Source organism: Hydrogenophaga sp. 5NK40-0174, assembly GCF_040372165.1.
Taxonomy (GTDB): domain Bacteria; phylum Pseudomonadota; class Gammaproteobacteria; order Burkholderiales; family Burkholderiaceae_C; genus Hydrogenophaga.
On record NZ_BAABWG010000001.1, the window covers coordinates 616,929 to 636,323 of the forward strand.

A 19,395-nucleotide genomic window follows, 5' to 3' on the forward strand; every position below is an offset into this window, starting at 1 on the left:
TCAAACAGTTCCTTCGAAAAAGATCTTCCATTCGCCGTTGCGTCGGCTCCAGTACTGACGTCGCGTGACCCCCGACCGCTCTCCATCCCGGACTTCGCCAAACGTCACGACGAAGGTATCGTCGCCGTCGTTCCAGCGCAGCACCGAAACGTCCTTGAGGGCAACCCGTTTCGAACCCTTGCGGCGCATGTCCTTCATGGTGTTGCGCCACCAGCGCCGGGTCTCTCCGCCTTCGGCAGAGAAGTCATTCGCATAGAACTGCTTGAGCTGCTCGAGCTTGCCTTCACTCTTGGCCTGCTTCCACTGCTCCAGAAGCGGCTTGATGGAGGCTTGTTGCACATCCGCTTCAGCCGGGTCGACCCATTGAAGCTCGTTGGTGATCACAACGGGAGTTGTGCGAACGGAAACTGTCTCCAGCAAGTGCTCCAGGTCCTGGTTGGACAGAACCACGCAGCCGTCAGAGGCCTGGGGCGCCCTGACGAATTGCTCCCTGGGCGTGCCATGCAGCCAGATGCCACTGCCTGTCTTGCCCCGCTGGAGGTCCAGGGCATTGGGATAGTTGATGGGGAGTGCGCCTGCACCATAAAGATCGGGCAAGCTGTTGGGGTCGAGGTTGCTGGTGATGAAGTACACCCCCAGCGGGGTGCGCTTGTCACCTTCGACCTGCTTGTTGACACCTAGCAGCCCAACTGAAATGTAGTAGTCCCCGATCAGCTTGAGTTTGGGTGCGCTCAACTCGATGTCATGCAGCTTCTTGCTTGTGCGTTTGTATGCCTTGTTTTCGAAAAGGTAGAGCCGTGACCGGGATGTATCGATGGCAATGGCATGCCGGTTCTGTGGCGACAGTGCGAGGAACTGGCTGGGAATGGCGCCCACAGGTGGGCGCTCGGCGAGGGCCTGAAGCCGGCGCTGGGATTCCTCTCTCAAGGCCATCAGCTGGAGCTTGGCTTCTGGCGTCGGTGGATTGACCAGGCCACCAACGGAGACCAGAGTGTCAACGCCGGTTCGCATGTTGAGCAAGTCTCCCAGCACCAGCTGTGCCAGCTGATAGTTGGGATGGTCGGAGGCCAGCGATTCCGCTTCGGCCAGTGCCTGCCGGAGTTCGCCTTTTCCAATCCGTTGATAGACGCCGATCAGGCGAGCTTCGGCATTTCCGATCAGTGCATCGATCTTGCCCAGGTGCTCTGCATTGAGAGAGTGCTTGATGAGCCCGGAGCTGGTGTATGGCGTGGGCAGTGCCTCTGGCGTCTCAGCCAGAGGCGCGGGTGCGGTCGTAGTCGCATGTGCGGAGTCGATCAAGGACGGCGAGGGGCTGGCCAATGCAGCCGTATCCTCGGTCGATGTCTTTCCGGTGAAATCGAGCCATTTGCCCAGGGAGGGTCCAACCTTCCAGCCGCCCGCGATGACCAGGGCCGCAACAACGACGGCGCCCGAAAAAAGGCTGGCCCGCTTGAGCCTGCTGTTGTCGTATGGCCGGAAATCACCCGCTGCGAAGCCGGCGTGGCCCCGTTGCGAGGACCGCATTCTGCCCATCAAGAGCCCGATTGCTCGCTGACGATCAGCCAGCGATTCCCGGATTTGACCATCTCAAGCGTCTTGCGGCTGTCCACAGAAAGATGGTCAGACTTGTAGGCTTGATCGAAGGAGGCAGTCGCCCGGTTGCCGCGGACATCGACTGACAGGTTGGTGACGTCGACTTCGATGCTCTGGCGCGGAACGATGCGGGAATGGCGCTGCTTCTCCCAGGCCTGGCGTGACATGCCACCTTGTGGCGTGAAGTTGGGCGCATAGGCAGACAGGTAACCCTTCATGTCCTTGGTCGACCATGCTTTGGCCCAGGCCAGGACGGCAGAGTTGATATTTGTCTCGGCGTCTGCCGCGCCAGGTTCTGTTGTTGCAGTCTCCGTTGCCGGTGCAGGGCTTGCTGCCGCCGGGGCGGGTGCCGCTGCCGGCGCCGCAGGCGCAGCGGCGACTTGCGTTCCCTGGACGGCAGCTGCGTTGCCAGCGAAGAGTCCCCGGATGAGGCTCAGTTTGGGACCAACGCCAGAGTTGTTGGCATCAATCTGGAGTGCCTTGCTGTAGGCCTGGCTGGCCAGCTTGGCATACACATCGCCCAGGTTTTCATGCGCTGTGGCATAGCTGGGGTTGGTGCGAATGGCCATCTCGAGCGCTGCACGGGCCTTGTCAAACTGGCTCTGACCTGCATAAAGCACTGCCAGATTGTTGTAGGGCTCTGGCAGCTCTGGGTAGTCTTCCGTCAGCTTGAGGAAGGTGGCGATTGCGTCGCTGGTCTTGCCAGCTTCTGTCTGGATCACGCCCCGCAAGAACCGCATCTGGGGATCGGATGGCTTGCCGGCCAGGTGTTCGTCGGCCTTTGCGAGCGCTTCATTGAGTTGGCCCGCTTTGAGCAAGCGGTTGACGTCTGCATAGCTGCCGGATTGGGCCATGACGCCGGAGGCGGACATGGCGGCCACGATGGCAGCGGCCAGGGTCAGGCGCCGGAAGGTGTTACGGGTCGGACGTTTTGCAGAATGAAACATGTTGCCTCTGAATGTCTGTGGTCTCAGTTCAGTCGGATCCATTTTGGTCAAGCGCCCCCTCCCCGAAAATGGGTCCAGCCACTTGCCCTGTCTGGCTATACTTGCCCATTGTATCTGAGGGGGTGAGGGTTTTGACTTGCCGGAGGGCTGCGGACGCAATGTGTGCAGCGATTTTGGGAGCAAAAGCGCATTCTCATGCGGCCGGAAGCGGGGCGAGTGCCCATGTCCGGCCGTTTTGTCCTCTGATTCCCCCTGACCGTATCTGTGTTCCCATGGCCTTGCATATCTACAACACCCTCTCTCGCCAGCTTGAAGCCTTCAAGCCTATCGATCCTCGGCACGTCCGCATGTACGTGTGCGGAATGACGGTGTATGACCTCTGCCATCTGGGTCATGCGCGTTCCATGCTGTCGTTCGACATTCTCCAGCGGTGGCTCAAAGCAAGCGGATACCAGGTTACATATGTGCGAAACGTTACGGACATAGACGACAAGATCATCAAGCGCGCAGCCGAAAATGGCGAGTCCATCTCTTCCCTGACCAACCGAATGATCGACGCGCTGCATGAGGATGCAGATGCACTGGGTATCGAGAGGCCGACGCACGAGCCCCGCGCGACTGAATACGTCCCCCAGATGCTCAGCCTGATTGGCAACCTCGAAGCCAAGGGATTGGCCTACGCCTCTGGCGGCGACGTGAATTTTGCTGTTCGCAAATTTCCCGGATACGGCAAACTTTCCGGCAAGTCACTGGATGACTTGAGGGCTGGCGAGCGCGTGGCTGTGGGTGCCGAAAAGCAGGATCCGCTGGATTTCGTGCTCTGGAAATCAGCCAAGGACAGCGAACCTGACGAAGCCAAATGGGACAGCCCGTATGGCAGCGGTCGCCCGGGCTGGCACATCGAGTGCTCTGCCATGAGTTGCGAGTTGCTGGGCGAGAGTTTCGACATTCACGGCGGTGGCGCTGATTTGCAGTTTCCTCACCACGAAAACGAGATCGCGCAGTCTGAAGGTGCATCGGGAAAGGCACTGGCGAAGTACTGGATGCACAACGGCTTCGTGCGACTGGACAACGAAAAGATGTCCAAGAGTCTGGGAAACTTCTTCACCATTCGCGAGGTCCTGGAGAAGTACGATGCGGAGACGGTGCGTTTCTTTGTCATTCGCACACACTATCGCAGCCCTCTCAACTACAGCGACGTGCACCTCGACGATGCCAGGACGGCACTCAAGCGGATGTACACGACGCTGGAGGCCGTGCCGCCGGAAGGTGATGAGGCGCCTGACTGGAGCGAAGGCTATGCCGCCCGGTTCAAAGCGGCCATGGACGATGACCTCGCGACGCCGGAAGCCGTTGCCGTGATGTTTGAGTTGACGGCCGAAGTCAATCGCTCAGGCAATGGCAAGCTGTCCCGCCTGCTGAAGAGCCTCGGAGCGATCCTGGGTTTGTTGCAGGATGACCCGAAGCGCTACCTCCAAGGCGGAGGCGCTGGCTCAGGTGATGATGCAGCCGCGATCGAAGCCCTGATCGAGGATCGTGCTGCGGCCAAGGCAGCCAAGGATTTCGCGAGAGCGGACGCCATTCGACAACAACTGGCAGAGCAGGGCGTCGTGCTCAAGGACAGCCCGGCTGGCACCACCTGGGAGCGCGCCTGATGGCCGCCTCTGCCTCCGGCTCCGCTCTGCTCGTGCCACCCTATTGGGAAGAGGCATGCCGGCATCTGACACGCAAGGACCGTGTACTGAAGAAGCTCATCCCGCAGCATGCAGGGGCTTCGCTTGAGTCGCATGGGGACCCGTTTGTGACGCTGGCAAGGTCAATTGTGGGCCAACAGATTTCGGTCAAGGCTGCTCAGTCGGTATGGGACCGCTTCGCGAAACTCAACAGGCGCATGACGCCGGGCTCCGTGCTCAAGCTCAAGGTTGACGACATGCGCTCGGCAGGGTTGTCGGCGCGCAAGGTGGAATATCTGGTTGACCTCGCCTTGCACTTTGCCAACAAGCAGGTGCACGTGAAAGAGTGGGGGGCCATGGAGGATGAAGCCATCATTGTTGAACTGATGGCTATCAGGGGAATTGGTCGCTGGACGGCGGAAATGTTCCTGATGTTCCATCTCATGCGCCCCAATGTGCTGCCACTGGACGACATTGGCCTGCAAAAAGGCATCAGCTTGCGCTACTTCTCTGGCGAGCCAGTGAGCCGCAGTGACGTACGCGAAGTGGCTGCCGCTTGGGCGCCCTATTGCAGCGTGGCGACCTGGTACATCTGGCGCTCTCTGGACCCGCTGCCAGTGGCGTACTGAGGCGCTGACAGAAGGGCTTTGGGCCCGGCTTTCGGCAATCTGTCAAAATACCGCCCTTGAGCCCACAGGAGTTTGACCTTGGCAAAGAAGAATTTCCTCGACTTCGAGCAGCCGATTGCGGAACTCGAAAGCAAGATTGAAGAGTTGCGGTATGTCCAGACCGAATCAGCGGTGGACATTTCCGAAGAGATTGAGCAGTTGGCCACCAAGAGCCTGCAACTCACCAAAGATATCTATGGCAACCTGACACCCTGGCAGATCACCAAGATCGCCCGTCACGCTGACCGTCCTTACACACTCGACTATGTCAACCACATCTTCACGCATTTTGTGGAGTTGCATGGCGACCGCCATTTCTCGGATGACCTGAGCATCGTGGGAGGGTTGGCGCGCTTCAACGGGCAGCCATGCATGGTGCTGGGCCATCAGAAAGGGCGCGACACGAAAGAGCGCGGTCTGCGCAACTTCGGCATGACAAAGCCCGAAGGCTATCGCAAGGCATTGCGCCTGATGAAGCTGGCCGAGAAATTCAAGCTGCCGGTGTTCACCTTCGTTGACACGCCGGGCGCCTACCCTGGCATCGACGCAGAAGAGCGTGGCCAGTCAGAAGCCATTGGTCGCAACATCTTCGAGATGGCGCAACTGGAAGTACCCATCATTTCCACCATCATCGGTGAGGGCGGCTCCGGTGGCGCGCTGGCCATCGCTGTGGCGGACCAGGTCCTGATGCTGCAGTATTCGGTGTACTCGGTCATCAGCCCTGAAGGCTGTGCTTCGATTCTGTGGAAGACGAGCGATCGCGCCAGCGACGCGGCCGAAGCGCTGGGGATCACTGCCCATCGCCTCAAGGCCCTGGGGCTGGTGGACAAGATCGTCAATGAGCCGGTGGGTGGAGCTCACCGGGATCACAAGCAGATGGCAGCGTTTCTCAAGCGCGGCCTGAATGACGCATGGCGTCAGGTCAGTGACCTCAAGCCCAAGGAACTCCTTGAGCGTCGCTATGCCCGACTCAACAGCTATGGCCGGTTCTCCGACACCAAGGCCGACAACAACAAGCGCTGATTCCCGGCTCTTTGACCTTCCCTCTGAGTGGACACGCGCCCTGCATGCCACTTTCCCACAAGGTCATGACGATTCCTGTGCTGCGATAGGGGTTGCCCTCAGCGGGGGGCCGGACTCGGTGGCCTTGTTGCTCACAGCCGTTCAATGCTGGCCTGGCCGTGTGTGTGCGATTCATGTGCACCATGGGTTGCAGGCGGCCGGAGACGAATTTGAGCAGGTGTCGACCCGGCTGTGTGATGAACTGGGCGTGGATCTGATGACTGCCCGTCTGGATGGGAAGGTTCCGCCCGGGCGAAGCACGGAGGAATGGGCCAGAACCGAACGCTATCAATGCCTGGCAGAAACCGCCCTGGCCAGGCGATTGGGTGCCGTGCTGCTGGGCCAGCATGCCGATGATCAGGCTGAAACCGTGATCCTGGCTCTGAGCCGAGGGGCAGGACTGCCTGGGTTGGCGGCCATGCCAGCGAGTTTCGAGCGCCACGGCATGAGGTTTTTCCGCCCGTGGTTGACCCTGGAGAAGCAGGCTTTCAAAGCGCACCTGGACCAGTGGGGTGTCTCCTATGCACAGGACCCGGCCAACGATGACGAGCGTCTGGTGCGAAGCCGGATCAGGTCCAGGCTTGCTCCTGCGCTCAATGAGACCTTTCCCGGCTACAAGGCCATGTTCGCCCGCTCAGCCAGACACGCTGCGCAGGCGGCGGCCTTGCATGATGAGGTGGGGAAAGAGGATCTGGCTCGCCTGGGGGTGCCTCCCCGCATTGAAGGACTGCAAGCGATGAGTGCTCCTCGGCTGGCCAATGCGTTGCGACACTGGCTGAAGTCTGTACATCACACCCAGGCTACATCGGCTCAGCTGGATGAGTTGATGGCGCAGATCCGGGTTTGCAGGACGCGCGGCCATGAAATCTCGATTCGGGTGGGAGCAGGCCGTGTTGTTCGGGTCGGGGAAGTGCTTGAATACCGCGAAACGCTATAATTAAAGGCTTTGTGTCTGATCTGAGACAGGCTCAGGTCGTGACGCAGCCCGTTTCGGGCATGTATTGGCACCTTGCCAAGCAACCCAAAGTTTCCTTCCCCAAATGGCATTGATTGTTCACAAGTACGGTGGGACCTCGATGGGGTCCACCGAACGCATTCTCAACGTGGCCAAGCGAGTCGCCAAGTGGCATCGCGCTGGACACAAGATGGTCGTGGTGCCGAGCGCCATGAGTGGCGAAACCAACCGTTTGCTGGGCTTGGCCAAAGAGCTGTCTCCTGCGCAAAAGGGGGCTGGCTATGGGCGCGAGCTCGATGCGCTGGCGGCTACCGGTGAGCAGGCTTCGTCCGCTTTGCTGTCGATCGCATTGCAAGCTGAAGGCGTCGACGCCATCAGCTTCACGGGCTGGCAAGTGCCTGTGCGCACCAACAGTTCATTCACGAAGGCCCGGATCGAGTCGATTGAGGACGCGCGTATTCACGCTGCGCTCGAAGCCGGCAAGGTGGTCATCGTGACGGGTTTTCAGGGCATTGATCCTGATGGTCACATCACGACCCTGGGCCGTGGCGGCAGTGATACCTCTGCCGTGGCAGTGGCTGCCGCCCTCAAAGCCGATGAATGCCTGATCTTCACGGATGTGGATGGGGTGTACACGACCGATCCGCGCGTGGTGCCGGAAGCGCGCCGAATGGAGCGCGTGAGCTTTGAGGAGATGCTGGAAATGGCCAGCCTCGGGTCGAAAGTGCTGCAGATCCGCTCAGTGGAGTTTGCAGGCAAGTACAAGGTGCCGTTGCGCGTGCTCTCCAGCTTCACGCCCTGGGATATCGATGTTGAAACAGAGGCCAAGTCCGGGACTCTGATCACTCTTGAGGAAAGCGAAGAGATGGAACAAGCTGTTGTTTCGGGTATTGCCTTCAACCGTGATGAGGCGAAGATTTCTGTTCTGGGCGTTCCGGACAAGCCGGGTATCGCTTTCCAGATTCTGGGTGCAGTGGCTGCCGCCAATGTGGAAGTGGATGTGATCATCCAGAACCTGTCCAAAGACGGCAAGACCGACTTCAGCTTCACAGTCCACCGCAACGATTATCAGAAGTCTCTGGACTTGCTTAAGGGCGAGGTAGCCTCTGAGCTGGGTGCAGCGGACGTGGTGGGCGACCCCCGCATTTGCAAGGTCAGCATCGTTGGCATCGGCATGCGCAGTCACGTGGGTGTGGCCAGCCGCATGTTCAAATCCCTCAGCGACGAAGGCATCAATATCCAGATGATCTCGACGTCCGAGATCAAGACTTCGGTCGTGATTGACGAGAAGTACATGGAGCTGGCGGTGCGCGCGTTGCATCGCGAATTCGACCTGGACCAGCCGACCGATAGTTTGTCGTCCTGAATTGGAAAGCCCGCGCCAAAAGCATCCAAACTTGAGGCATAATAGAGGGCTACGGAGCGATGACCGAGTGGCCGAAGGTGCTCCCCTGCTAAGGGAGTATGGGGTGTAGAGCCTCATCGAGGGTTCGAATCCCTCTCGCTCCGCCAGACGTGAAAAGCCCGATCGCAAATGCGATCGGGCTTTTTCATTGGCGTTGCTGCCTGCCGTGTCACGTGTGGTCGACCGGCGGCCGACATTTGCCCCGAGAATGACTGCTCCTTCTTGATCAGCCATTTCCATGAATCCTCCCAATCAGCGCGCGCTCTCTGGCGTCGCGTTCGCCACCCTGATCATGATTGCCCTGATGATGGGGGCAAACCATGTGGCTGCCCGCGTCGCATTTGAAGATGGCGTGACTGTTGCCACGGCAGTGGTGTTTCGCAGCGCTGCGACGGCGCTGGTGGTGCTGGGCATTGTTCGTTACTACCGTTTGCCAGTGGGTATGACGGCAGCCCAGCGAACGGGTCTGCTCAAGGTTGGCCTGCTGGTCGGGTTTCAGAGTCTGTGTCTGTATTCGGCTGTGGCCCGCATGCCAGTGGCGCTGGCGCTGCTGGCCTTCAATTCCTACCCTCTCTGGACTGCTCTTTGGGCCCGTGTGCTCTATGGGGACCGCCCCGAGGCGGCGTTGCTCCGCGCGATGCCTGTGATTCTGTTCGGTCTGGCACTGGCACTGGATGTACTGGGCGCAGCATCTGGGCTGGGCGTCGCCGGACAGTGGGGACGCATTGGAGCGGGCCTGGCATTTGCGATGTCGGCCGCCGCAGCGTTCGGCTGTGCGCTGGTGTTGACACAACATGAGACAGCGGGCCTGGATGGCCGGGTCAGAACCGCAGGCACCATGACGATGGTGGCTGTAATGGCCCTCGCAGGCGTCGTCTGGCAGGGTGGGTTTCAGCTGCCAGTGTCAGGCGCTGGCTGGTGGGGATTGCTCGGGCTTACGCTGTTGTATGGCACCGCTTTTACAGTGATGTTCACTGTGCTGCCCAGGCTGGGAGTCGTGGGCAACTCGGCCATCATGAATGTTGAGCCCATCTTTTCTCTCGTGCTGGCCTGGTTTGTGCTGGGGCAGTCCATCGCTGCGGTGCAAGTCGTTGGCGGCCTGGTGGTGGTCGGTGCCGTGATCTGGCTGGGGTTGCGGCGAGCTTGAGTGTTGACGGGGCAGGTCTGCCCAGGCTCACTCATCCACCGAGGCGCTCCATCGATCGTTCCAGTTCTTGTCGTCGCCTGAGTCGCGCCCGCGCCCGCGCCAGGCACTGAGCGTGCGTCGGTCTCTCTTGGTGGGGCGGCCCTGGTCGATGGTGTGTGCAGGCTCTGGCGCAAGTCGCCGGTTTTCGGCTTCCCTGGTGCGACGCTCAATCGATGCCGCTGTCTCTTCATACAGCAGCGCGGCCACCGGGGCGGACCCTCTCACACCCGATATGGCTTTCACCACCACCGTTTTTTCAAATGCACTGGTCTTGACCTGAAGTGTGTCGCCAACACGGGCGTCCTTTCCAGCTTTGGATCCATGGCCGTTGACCAGCACTCGACCCTTCTCGATGGCCTCAGCGCTCAGTGCGCGCGTCTTGAAGAATCGGGCAGCCCACAGCCATTTGTCGAGTCTGACGCCGCTTGCCTTTTGTACTTCAGCGTCAGCTGCAGGCTTGTGCTTCTTCATGCCATGTTTCAGCTTGGATTGCTTGTTTATTGCGCTGCACCCAGAGCTCTGGCGCGCGCTTTACTCATCTCGAGCACTTGTGGGTCAGCCTGCTCGCGAGTGGGCCAGCCACTCATGTGTGACTCCGCCAGGTCCGCCATGGCTCGAATCCAGTCGGGGTGATCGTTGAGGCAGTCAATGTACTGGAAGTCCTGGCCACCTGCATGAACGAAGGCTTCACGTGCTTCCATGTTGATTTCCTCCAGCGTTTCCAGGCAATCGCTGGTGAAACCCGGGCAAAGCACGTCTACTTTCTTGACGCCAGTCCTGGCCAGCTCGACAAGCTTGGGTTCCGTGTATGGCTCAAGCCACTTCGCCTTTCCGAATCGGCTTTGAAAGGTGATGGAGTATTGCTCCTTTTTCAGGCCCAGTTGCTCGGCGAGCAGGCGCCCGGTTTTCTGGCATTCGCAATGGTAAGGGTCGCCCAGGTGCAGGGTTCGCTCTGGCACGCCGTGGAAGCTCATGACCACGTGCTCTCCCTGCCCGTAGCGAGTCCAGTGCTCGCGTACCCGTTTGGCCAGAGCGCGTATGTAGCCAGGGTGATCGTGATAGTGATTGATGAAGCGAAACTCTGGCAGGGAGCGAATTTTGAGCGACCAATGGCTCACTGCATCGATCACGCTCGCGGTCGTGGTTCCGCTGTACTGGGGGTAGGCAGGCAACAACAGGATGCGAGTGACGTTCTTTGCCTTGAGTTCATCCAGGACGGATGCGATGGAGGGGTTGCCGTAGCGCATGGCATACCGGACCGTGACATGGTGGCCACGTTCACCCAGATAGCCGGCCAGCAACTTTGACTGGGTGTCGGTCCAGTGCTTCAGAGGGGAGCCGTTTTCGGTCCAGATGGACTTGTACTTGGCCGCCGACTTGGCAGGGCGCGTGCGCAAGATGATGCCGTGGAGAATCAGCCACCAGACCGGCCGCGGAATTTCCACGACACGTGGGTCGCCCAGAAACTCGGCCAGGTATCTGCGCAGTGCGGGCGCCGTGGGTTCGTCCGGGGTGCCCAGGTTGCACAGGACAATGGCCGTGCGCGGCGCGTGGCCATGTGAAAAAGTGGGTTCTTGCTTGAATGCCATGCGCTATTCTCCCGCAGAGATGAATCCTGTTGCTACTTCCTCTGCACATTCCCTGGATCTGGCTCGAATTCGAGGCGTGTCCATCGACCTGGACGACACGCTTTGGCCGATCTGGCCCACGATTGAGCGAGCGGAACGCGTGCTCATCGAGTGGTTGCGGGCCCATGCGCCACAGACAGCCAGGAACTTCGCCGATCAGTCGGCCGTCAGGGCCATCCGTGTGGATATGCATCGCTTGAGACCTGACCTCCAGCACGACCTGAGCGCCATGCGCCGTGAGTCCATCCGGTTGATGCTGACCCGCAGTGATGAAGACCCGGGGCTGGCCGAGGCAGCGTTTGACGTGTTTTTCGCGGCCCGGCAGGAGGTCGAGTTCTTCGATGACGCCATGCCGGGCCTGAAGCGTCTGGGCCAGCGCTTTCCCATGGTGGCTGTCTCAAACGGCAATGCAGATGTCCATCTCATCGGGATTGGTGGCCATTTCAAGGCTGCACTGAGTGCTCGATCGGTGGGCGTGGCCAAGCCGCATGCAGGGATGTTCATGGCAGCGGCGCAGGCACTCGATCTTCCTCTGGACACCGTCTTGCACGTGGGTGATGATGCGCAGCTTGATGTCGCAGGTGCAGCCAGGGCCGGCATGCAAACCGCGTGGATTCACCGCGGGGAGGGCGGCTGGGACGAGGCCGTGCATGGCCAGGCGCCTGGAGTCCATGTGTCCAGTCTGCTGCAGCTGTGCGACATTCTTGGCTGCTGACGCTCGCCAGGGAGATGGACTGCCATTTTTGGACTTGAAGCAAGGAAATCATGGGGATCAGAATCTACGGAATCTTTGCGTCGCGCGCTGTGCGGCCTCTGTGGGCAGCACAGGAGCTCGGTCTGGCATTCGAGCATGTGCCCACGCCGTACGCCAACAAGGCGACGCGAACCAGTGACTTCATGTCCCTGAATCCGAACGGTCACATTCCGGTGCTCATCGATGAAAGGGAAGACGCTTCCAGGCCCATCGTGGTCTGGGAGAGCATGGCTTGCGCCCTCTACCTGGCCCGGCATCATGGACCTCCCGACGGCAAGAGCATCACACCGGCCAGCGCCGAGGAAGATGCGCAGGCGCTGCGATGGTCGTTCTGGTCGGTCACAGAACTGGAGGCTGATGCGCTGACAGTACTGATGCACCGTTTTGTCATGCCTGAGGAGCGCCGCAAACCCGAGCTCGCTGATGCTGCGTTGGCGAGGCTCCAGGCCCCATTGGGCGTACTCGATCAGGCGCTGGGCAGGAATGCACGTGGCGGTGAGCCGGTCTATCTGGCGGGAGACCGGTTCACGGTGGCAGATGTTTGCGTGGCCAGCGTTGTCAACTGGTTGCGACCCAGCCAGGGGCTGGAAGGCTTTGAACATGCCAATGCCTGGTTGCATACATGCTTAAAACGTCCGGCTTACAAGGCGCTCAAGAATCTGGAGGCGCGGCAGTAAATTGGATTTTTTCTTTGTTGCAATGTGAAATGTCTCAGTGTCCACCTGCGATTTCGGTGACTTTGTATGATAAAAGGCTAGCCCAATCCAGCGTCCTGATGACATCGACGGTGGGATTGAGCGGCTGGTCAACATGTCTTGCAGCAGCGTTCGGTTTCTCCTCTTGTTTCTATATCAGGCTGCTGATCGCACCTCGGTGCCAACACGATGGCCGGGCGAAGCACCCGGCCTTCACAAGAAAACCTGACTAGGAGAAATCCAATATGAACCGACTTCCCCAACTGACTCTGGCAGCCTTGGCGACAGCAGTGATGCTCGCCGCATGTGGCAAGAAGGAGGAGGCAGCTCCTGCAGCAACCGAAGCTGCAGCACCGGCGGCTGACACTGCAGCTGCCGCGCCTGTTGCCTGCGGGAAAGTCACCGTGGCCAGCATGAACTGGCAGTCTGCCGAAGTACTGGCGCAGATCGACCGGCTCATCCTGAGCGAAGGCTACGGCTGCGAGGTCGAAATCGTCCCTGGCGACACCATGCCCACGCTCACTTCCATGATGGAAAAGGGCCAGCCAGATGTGGCACCTGAGGCCTGGATCAATGCGGTTCGCCAGCCTCTCGATGCTGCCGTGAAGGAAGGTCGCCTCCACTATGCGGCCGAATCCCTCAAGGATGGCGGCGTCGAAGGTATCTGGATGCCCAAGTACATTGCAGACGCCAACCCCGAGATCAAGACGATCGAGGACGCTCTGAAGCATCCCGAGCTGTTCCCGTCTGCCGAGAACAAGGACAAGGGCGCTTTGCACAATTGCCCATCTGGCTGGAACTGCCAGATCACCACTGGCAATGCCTTCAAGGCCTGGGGCGCTGCTGACAACGGATTCGTTCTGGTGGATACCGGCTCGGCGGCGGGTCTGGATGGCTCCATCGCCAAGGCCTATGAGCGCAAGGAAGGCTGGCTGGGCTATTACTGGGCCCCAACCTCGATCCTGGGCAAGTACGAGATGGTCAAGCTCGATGCTGGCGTCCCGCACAACAAGGAAGCCTGGGAGAACTGCAACTCCAAGCAGGAGTGCACCGAACCGGTCAAGAGCGACTGGGCACGTGCAGAGGTTTACACCGTGGTGACCGACCGCTTCAAGAATGAGGGTGGTGCGGCTTACGAGTACCTGGCAGCGCGTGGCTGGGGCAACGACACCGTGAACGCTCTGCTGGCGTGGATGTCCGACAACCAGGCCACGGGCGAGGACGGCGCCAAGCACTTCCTGAAAAACCAGCCGGATGTCTGGAAGGCATGGGTGTCCGCAGATGCTGCACAGAAGATCGAAGCCAGCCTGCAGTAATTCATGAGCTGGTTGCAAGACTTCCCGGCGCTCGGGGCTGAGAAACTCAGCCTCTTGCGCCGGACGATCGACGCAGGTTTTCGCCAGTTCACCAGGGAATACGGGAGTGTGCTCGAACAAGTGTTCGAGCCGCTCAAGCAGTTCCTGCTGTTCTCGGAGCGCCTGCTGACGCAAACCCCATGGCCGATCGTCATGGGCGTTATCGCACTCATTGCCTGGCTGGCCTCACGATCCTGGAAGGTCGTGGTTGGCACAGTGATCACCCTCGCAGCCATTGGTTACTTTGGCATGTGGGACGACACGATGAAGACCATCTCCATGATCTTCGTCTGTACGGTCGTGGCCATTGCGTTGGGCCTGCCTATCGGCATTGTGATGAGCCGGTCTGACCGGATGCAACGCATCGTCAATCCTGTGCTGGACGTGATGCAGACCATGCCGAGCTTCGTCTACCTGATTCCAGTGGTGATGCTGCTGGGCATTGGGCGAGTTCCCGGCCTGATTGCGGTCGTGATCTACGCCATCCCGCCTGTCATCCGGTTCACGGATCTCGGAATTCGCCTGGTGGACAAGGACTTGCTGGAGGCTGCCGATGCATTTGGCTCGTCGGCCTGGCAGAAGATGCGCCAGGTGCAGTTGCCCCTGGCGCTGCCCACCATCATGGCTGGCATCAACCAGACCATCATGCTGTCACTGGCCATGGTGGTGATTGCCTCCATGATCGGTGTCCAGGGTCTTGGCCAACCAGTGTTGCGGGCCATCACGAACCAGTATTTCACCATGGGCCTTTTCAACGGCCTGGCCATCGTGGGCATTGCGATCATCTTCGATCGCGTGTCGCAGGCCTACGGCAAACGACTGCAACGTCATCTGGAGGTGCAGCATGGCTGAAGTCATTGAAGCACCAGCAGTTGGCACAAATGCGGGCAACAGCGAATCTGGCAGCACCGGTATTCGTATCCGAGGTCTGTACAAGATCTTTGGTGCCAACCCGGAGCAGTACCTGGATGCCGTTCGTAATGGCATGTCCAAACAGGAACTGCGTGACAACCACGGTCATGTCCTGGGTCTGCGCGATATCAATATCGACATGCCTGCGGGTGGGATCCAGGTCGTCATGGGCTTGTCGGGTTCGGGTAAGAGCACGTTGATTCGCCATATCAATCGTCTGATTGACCCGACGGCGGGTGAAGTTCTGGTGGACATTGACGGCCAGCAAGCCGACGTCGTCACCATGAATGCTGAACAACTCAGGCGATTCCGGCGCGAACAAACGGCGATGGTGTTCCAGAAGTTCGCTTTGTTTCCGCACTTCACAGTGCAGGAAAACACCGAGTACGGGCTTGAGATCCAGGGTGTGCCCGCCAAGATCAGACATGAGAAAGCAGCACGCTGGATCGAGCGCGTGGGGCTCAAAGGCTACGAAGAGAGCTATCCCAATCAGCTCTCAGGTGGCATGCAGCAGCGGGTCGGTCTGGCCAGGGCACTGACCAACGATGCACCGATTCTCCTGATGGATGAGGCATTCTCTGCACTGGATCCGCTGATCCGCAGTGACATGCAAGGCGTACTGCTCGATATCCAGCAAGAGATCAGCAAGACGATTGTGTTCATTACCCACGACCTGGACGAAGCACTTCGCCTGGGTGACCAGATTGCCATCCTCCGGGATGGCGAGGTCGTGCAGCAGGGCACTGGCCAGCAGATCGTTCTCAAGCCCGCTGATGATTACATCAGCAACTTCGTCAAGGACGTGAACCGAGGCCGGGTGATTCGCTCTCGAACACTCATGCAGAAGCTTGATCCAGTCGAGGGGCCGACCATTGACCAAAGCCTGATCATTGAAGAAGCAGCTCGTGAAATGAGTGCCTCGGGGCATGAAGCAGCCAATGTCGTCAACAGCAAAGGTCGCCATGTGGGCGTGATTGCCATGTCCGACATCATTGGTGCGATGGTGCCTCCTGCGCCGGAGTCGGGTCAGGATTAGCCCCGTCTTGAAGCGTCTTGCCTGCGGGCATGAAAAAAGGGCTGCACCATCCGGTACAGCCCTTTTGTTCTGAAAGCCGATGTGCAATGGAGATCAGAAGCCCCAGAGCAGCTTGCGGGAAATCCAGCCCTTGCGGTTGTTGGCCTTTCTCACTTGAACCCAGTTGCCTTTGCGCTTGAGTGTACGGACCAGCTCGCCGTATTCGGCCGAGGACACAATGCGGTATTTGGTACCGGGGCCGCTTCTCATATTGGCCTTGTTCACTTTCACCACATGGTGCGGCGTTCTGCCGGTCAGCCGCTTTGACACCCAGCCGGTGTCACCTTCGAAGTCCTTGACCTTGATCCACCGGCCCTTGCGCTGAATGATCTGAAGCGGGTAGCCCTTGTGGAGTTGCCACTGCACCTCGTATTTGGTGCCAGGGCCTGAGCGCATGTTCAGGATCTTTCCCTTGACGCTGACCATGCTCTGTGCGGCAGCGTGACCGACGAAGCCCAGGCTGGCCAACGCGATGGCTGCGCCCAGAAAAAAACGTTTCATTGCTTGTCGGGGCAGAATGCCTGGAATCATCCGCTCGTTCTCCTATTCTGTTCGGTGGACTGAATCAGTTTGCGTGACTGTGAGTTTTGGGTCAGTCGAAAGTTCCTGACGCCTCAAGCCTACATTGTGACGCATGCGTGTCAAGGCAGGCCAGCGCTGCCGACTTCCCGCTCAGCACAGCTCCCTCCAATGTGGCAGGGTAGGGGCCTTCCACATAGTCTCCCGCCGCATACAGGCCCGGCGCAATGCAGGGGGAAGGGCGCACCAGTGCCGGCGTGCAGGCGAAGGTCGCGCGCTTCTCGATCACTGTCTTGATGTGCGTGGGGCGCACGGGCAAACCAAGGGCCTGTGTTATCTGGTCCAGCGCGGCAGTGGTGAGGGTCGAGGTGTCTGTCATGCAGTTGCTGGCGACCATGGCCCAGTGAGGGCGGCTGCTGTGGTACCCCAAGCCTGTGCGGTCGAATACGAACTGGACAGGCGTCTTTGCCGGATCCCCCGAACAGGGTAGCGCGATCATTGGGGCTGGCAATGTGGTCACTGAGGACGGCACATCGACATACACCGTACCAATGGCCGTGTGCTGCAGCCCGGCAACGGAAGAGGCCCAGGCCCCCATGGTTTCCCTTGCTGGCCTGTTGTGATCCTGTGTCAGGCTTTGAGAGACGAGTTTGTGTGCTGCACTCGCGCCTGTAGCACAGATCACATGGTCGAAAGCCGGCCAGTCTCGATGCTCACCCAGACGCGAAGCCAGTGTCCAGGTACGTTCGTGGCCGGGGGATGCGAGCAGATGAGTGATCTGCGTTGCGCCCTCGATGCGAGTGCCTCTTCCATCAAGCCATTGCAAGGCTGGTGTCGGCAACAGGCAGCCCAGACCGACCTTGGGGACCAGCAGGTCCGATGCAGCATACGCATCAAATCCCTGGCCGAGCATGGCGTCGCGCATGACCCTGAGAAAGACCTGGCCGCTGGCCTGCTGTGGAGTCAAGTTGAGAGCCGACACGCACAGTGGATCGATGAGATCCTGCATGACCTGCTGGCTGACCCGTTGGCATACTTGTGCCGCAGTTGCTTGCGGCGAACATGAGAAGTCATTGGCCCGCCATGAACGCAGTGTTGCCAGGAGTGACCACTTGTCCGAGAGTCGCCAGCTGCGGCTCGTGATGATGGCTGCGATGGCTCCCCACGGTGCTGGCCATTGGGTCGCCCAGCTTGGCGTCGTGAAGCCGCTGCCATCCGGATAGGGCAAAGACAGAGGCAGGCGCTGCAGAACGTCCGCAGGCCTGACCCCTACCGACTGCATAAGCTCCAGCGTTGCCCGGTAGGCCCCAATGAGGATGTGCTGGCCGTTGTCAAGCTCGACCATGCCCTTATCCGTATCGTCTCTGGCATCCAGTGACCTCGCTCTTCCGCCAGGCTGACGGCTCATCTCGAACAGTGAGACGTCGGCCCCTGCCAGGGTCAGTTGCACAGCTGCAGACAGGCCGGCCCAGCCGGCTCCGATGACGGCGACCCTCACGTCACAGCCGTCCAAGGGCCTGGACCTTCCAGGCCAGCCATAGCTTTTTCATCGGCGAAAGACTGACGCGCTCGTGCAGCACTCGCACGGGGTCGCGCTCAATTCTGCGCAGGAGCTGACGGTAGATGCTGGCCATCATCAAGCCCGGCTTCTGCGGTCCGCGGTCCTGCGCGGGCAGTAGCGCAATCGCCTTGTCGTAAGTCTGCTGTGCACGCTGACACTGGAACGCCATCAAGGCGGAGAAGCGGAGCTCGAAGTCGGCTTTTTCTGCAGCGTCTTCTGGGGGGCGGAGCAGTTCGTGGGCTTTGACGTTGAACTGCTGAAGCTCGGAGATGGGAAGGTACACGCGACCCCGCCTGGCATCTTCTCCCACGTCGCGCGAGATGTTGGTCAGTTGCAAGGCCAGGCCCAGGGTGTGGGCATATTGGGTTGTCGTCACTTGCGACTGCCCGAAGATGCGTGCCGCCACTTCACCCACGATGCCGGCCACCAGATGGCAGTACTGCTGCAACTGCTGAAAGTCCAGATACCGATTCTGGTCCAGGTCCATCTGGCAGCCATCGATCACAGCGAGCAGATGACGGGGCTCGATGCCGAACGCTGACGCGTGCGGCATCAATGCTTGCATGGCTGGATGCTGCGGCCTGCCCTGAAAGGCCTGAGCAACCTCGTGCCGCCACCAGGCGAGTTTGGACTGCGCGACGCCCGGATCGCTGACTTCGTCAACCACATCGTCGACCTCGCGACAGAATGCATAGAAAGCAGTGATCGCTGCGCGCCTGTCAGGTGGCAGGAAAAGGAAAGCGTAATAGAAGCTGCTGCCAGAAGCGGCAGCTCTGTCCTGGGCGTACTTTTCGGGACTCATGTTTGGTGGCTCGTTAGCCCCAGAGTGTAAACAGGCTGCGATGCAGGCATTCGCCAACAGTCTGTACACCTGCATGAGCGGATTCGGGAATAGTTGGCAAAAAGAGGCGTTTTTCCGGATGGTGCTGCCGCGTTGCCTGTGCAAAATCAGGATACAGAGCCAGACCGCTTTGGTCTTTCGATACAACCCGCTGTTTTGAACATGTCCCCTGGGCAACCCCCCATGCGCAACGATGGTACCGGCGCTTCTGCCAGTCAGGCCCAGGAAGCGCTGGGCACCTTGGCTTCATCGGTCAGTCTGCGGATTGAATCCAGCAGCGCCAACGATGCCCGGGTTGAGCGCGACCCGCATCCGGGTGAAGCACCAAATGACCCGGTGGCGGACTCCGCTGCGCGTGCGGAGCCTGCAGCATGGAAGCAAGCAGGCTTGCTGCTCCTGGCAGTGGCCACGGTCTCGCTGGCCGTTACGCTGACGGTCAAGCAGCAATGGGTGTTCGCGGCCCTGACCTGGGTGGCAGTGATCGGGGTATGGGTCTGGCTATCGACCAAGCTTCGCAGAATGGGCGCTGAGCCGCTGTTCCCTGACGACGCATCGAGGCTCTGACT

19 protein-coding genes and 1 tRNA gene are annotated in these 19,395 nt (G+C 59.8%); 13 read left to right on the plus strand and 7 right to left on the minus strand.

The features are described from left to right. Positions 1 to 1,524, minus strand: a complete 1,524-nt coding sequence (locus tag ABWV89_RS02820; protein WP_353394004.1) for a L,D-transpeptidase family protein — start codon at positions 1,522 to 1,524, stop codon at positions 1 to 3. Positions 1,525 to 1,532: 8 nt separating this feature from the next. Next, the gene (locus tag ABWV89_RS02825) at positions 1,533 to 2,540 is read right to left on the minus strand and encodes a nuclear transport factor 2 family protein (RefSeq protein ID WP_353394006.1); all 1,008 of its coding nucleotides are present in this window, start codon (positions 2,538 to 2,540) and stop codon (positions 1,533 to 1,535) included. Positions 2,541 to 2,812: 272 nt separating this feature from the next. On the opposite strand from ABWV89_RS02825, the gene cysS reads away from it, so the two are divergent. The 7 genes from cysS (at position 2,813) to ABWV89_RS02860 (ending at position 9,450) form a co-directional block, all read left to right on the plus strand. Continuing rightward, positions 2,813 to 4,195 (plus strand): cysteine--tRNA ligase, encoded by a 1,383-nt coding sequence (gene cysS, locus ABWV89_RS02830; protein ID WP_353394008.1) that lies wholly within the window; start codon positions 2,813 to 2,815, stop codon positions 4,193 to 4,195. After that, positions 4,195 to 4,842 (plus strand): DNA-3-methyladenine glycosylase family protein, encoded by a 648-nt coding sequence (locus tag ABWV89_RS02835; RefSeq protein WP_353394010.1) that lies wholly within the window; start codon positions 4,195 to 4,197, stop codon positions 4,840 to 4,842. Before cysS ends, ABWV89_RS02835 begins: the two co-directional genes overlap by 1 nt. A 78-nt stretch (positions 4,843 to 4,920) precedes the next feature. Further along, positions 4,921 to 5,904, plus strand: coding sequence for an acetyl-CoA carboxylase carboxyltransferase subunit alpha (locus ABWV89_RS02840; RefSeq protein ID WP_353394012.1), 984 nt, complete (start codon positions 4,921 to 4,923; stop codon positions 5,902 to 5,904). Further along, on the plus strand, positions 5,861 to 6,880 hold the full coding sequence (tilS, locus tag ABWV89_RS02845; protein ID WP_353395141.1) for a tRNA lysidine(34) synthetase TilS: 1,020 nt from the start codon (positions 5,861 to 5,863) through the stop codon (positions 6,878 to 6,880). The genes ABWV89_RS02840 and tilS overlap by 44 nt, the downstream gene beginning before the upstream one ends. Before the next feature lie 103 nt (positions 6,881 to 6,983). Beyond that, positions 6,984 to 8,264 (plus strand): aspartate kinase, encoded by a 1,281-nt coding sequence (locus ABWV89_RS02850; RefSeq protein WP_353394014.1) that lies wholly within the window; start codon positions 6,984 to 6,986, stop codon positions 8,262 to 8,264. Between the two features lie 53 nt (positions 8,265 to 8,317). Next, positions 8,318 to 8,410, plus strand: a tRNA-Ser gene (locus ABWV89_RS02855). 131 nt (positions 8,411 to 8,541) lie between these two features. Further along, positions 8,542 to 9,450 carry an EamA family transporter gene (locus tag ABWV89_RS02860; RefSeq protein WP_353394016.1) on the plus strand — a complete coding sequence of 303 codons (909 nt, stop codon included), beginning with the start codon at positions 8,542 to 8,544 and terminating at the stop codon, positions 9,448 to 9,450. A gap of 27 nt (positions 9,451 to 9,477) precedes the next feature. Here the strand turns inward: ABWV89_RS02860 and ABWV89_RS02865 are convergent, their stop codons facing one another. Both ABWV89_RS02865 and hemH read right to left on the minus strand, forming a co-directional pair. After that, a complete protein-coding gene (locus tag ABWV89_RS02865; protein WP_353394018.1) occupies positions 9,478 to 9,960 on the minus strand; it encodes an RNA-binding S4 domain-containing protein in 483 nt (160 codons plus the stop codon). A gap of 26 nt (positions 9,961 to 9,986) precedes the next feature. Then, positions 9,987 to 11,078, minus strand: coding sequence for a ferrochelatase (gene hemH, locus ABWV89_RS02870; protein ID WP_353394020.1), 1,092 nt, complete (start codon positions 11,076 to 11,078; stop codon positions 9,987 to 9,989). On the opposite strand from hemH, the gene ABWV89_RS02875 reads away from it, so the two are divergent. The 5 genes from ABWV89_RS02875 to ABWV89_RS02895 all read left to right on the plus strand — a co-directional run bounded on the left by ABWV89_RS02875 (position 11,077) and on the right by ABWV89_RS02895 (position 15,869). Beyond that, positions 11,077 to 11,832, plus strand: a complete 756-nt coding sequence (locus ABWV89_RS02875) for an HAD-IA family hydrolase (protein ID WP_353394022.1) — start codon at positions 11,077 to 11,079, stop codon at positions 11,830 to 11,832. The genes hemH and ABWV89_RS02875 overlap by 2 nt on opposite strands. Before the next feature lie 50 nt (positions 11,833 to 11,882). After that, positions 11,883 to 12,548, plus strand: a complete 666-nt coding sequence (locus ABWV89_RS02880; protein WP_353394025.1) for a glutathione S-transferase family protein — start codon at positions 11,883 to 11,885, stop codon at positions 12,546 to 12,548. A gap of 263 nt (positions 12,549 to 12,811) precedes the next feature. Next, positions 12,812 to 13,882 carry an ABC transporter substrate-binding protein gene (locus ABWV89_RS02885; RefSeq protein ID WP_353394027.1) on the plus strand — a complete coding sequence of 357 codons (1,071 nt, stop codon included), beginning with the start codon at positions 12,812 to 12,814 and terminating at the stop codon, positions 13,880 to 13,882. A 3-nt stretch (positions 13,883 to 13,885) separates the two neighbouring features. Further along, positions 13,886 to 14,773, plus strand: coding sequence for an ABC transporter permease (locus ABWV89_RS02890; protein WP_353394029.1), 888 nt, complete (start codon positions 13,886 to 13,888; stop codon positions 14,771 to 14,773). Then, a complete protein-coding gene (locus ABWV89_RS02895) occupies positions 14,766 to 15,869 on the plus strand; it encodes a quaternary amine ABC transporter ATP-binding protein (RefSeq protein WP_353394031.1) in 1,104 nt (367 codons plus the stop codon). Before ABWV89_RS02890 ends, ABWV89_RS02895 begins: the two co-directional genes overlap by 8 nt. 93 nt (positions 15,870 to 15,962) lie before the next feature. On the opposite strand, the gene ABWV89_RS02900 is transcribed toward ABWV89_RS02895, so the two are convergent. The 3 genes from ABWV89_RS02900 to hpnD form a co-directional block, all read right to left on the minus strand. After that, entirely contained in the window at positions 15,963 to 16,409 is a 447-nt protein-coding gene (locus ABWV89_RS02900) for an SH3 domain-containing protein (protein WP_353394033.1), read from the minus strand. Between the two features lie 91 nt (positions 16,410 to 16,500). Beyond that, a complete protein-coding gene (gene hpnE, locus ABWV89_RS02905; RefSeq protein WP_353394035.1) occupies positions 16,501 to 17,925 on the minus strand; it encodes a hydroxysqualene dehydroxylase HpnE in 1,425 nt (474 codons plus the stop codon). Between the two features lies 1 nt (position 17,926). After that, the gene (hpnD, locus tag ABWV89_RS02910; protein WP_353394037.1) at positions 17,927 to 18,790 is read right to left on the minus strand and encodes a presqualene diphosphate synthase HpnD; all 864 of its coding nucleotides are present in this window, start codon (positions 18,788 to 18,790) and stop codon (positions 17,927 to 17,929) included. 201 nt (positions 18,791 to 18,991) lie between these two features. Here hpnD and ABWV89_RS02915 point away from each other — a divergent pair, with 201 nt between their 5' ends. Next, a complete protein-coding gene (locus tag ABWV89_RS02915; RefSeq protein WP_353394039.1) occupies positions 18,992 to 19,393 on the plus strand; it encodes a hypothetical protein in 402 nt (133 codons plus the stop codon). Positions 19,394 to 19,395 lie beyond the last annotated feature (2 nt).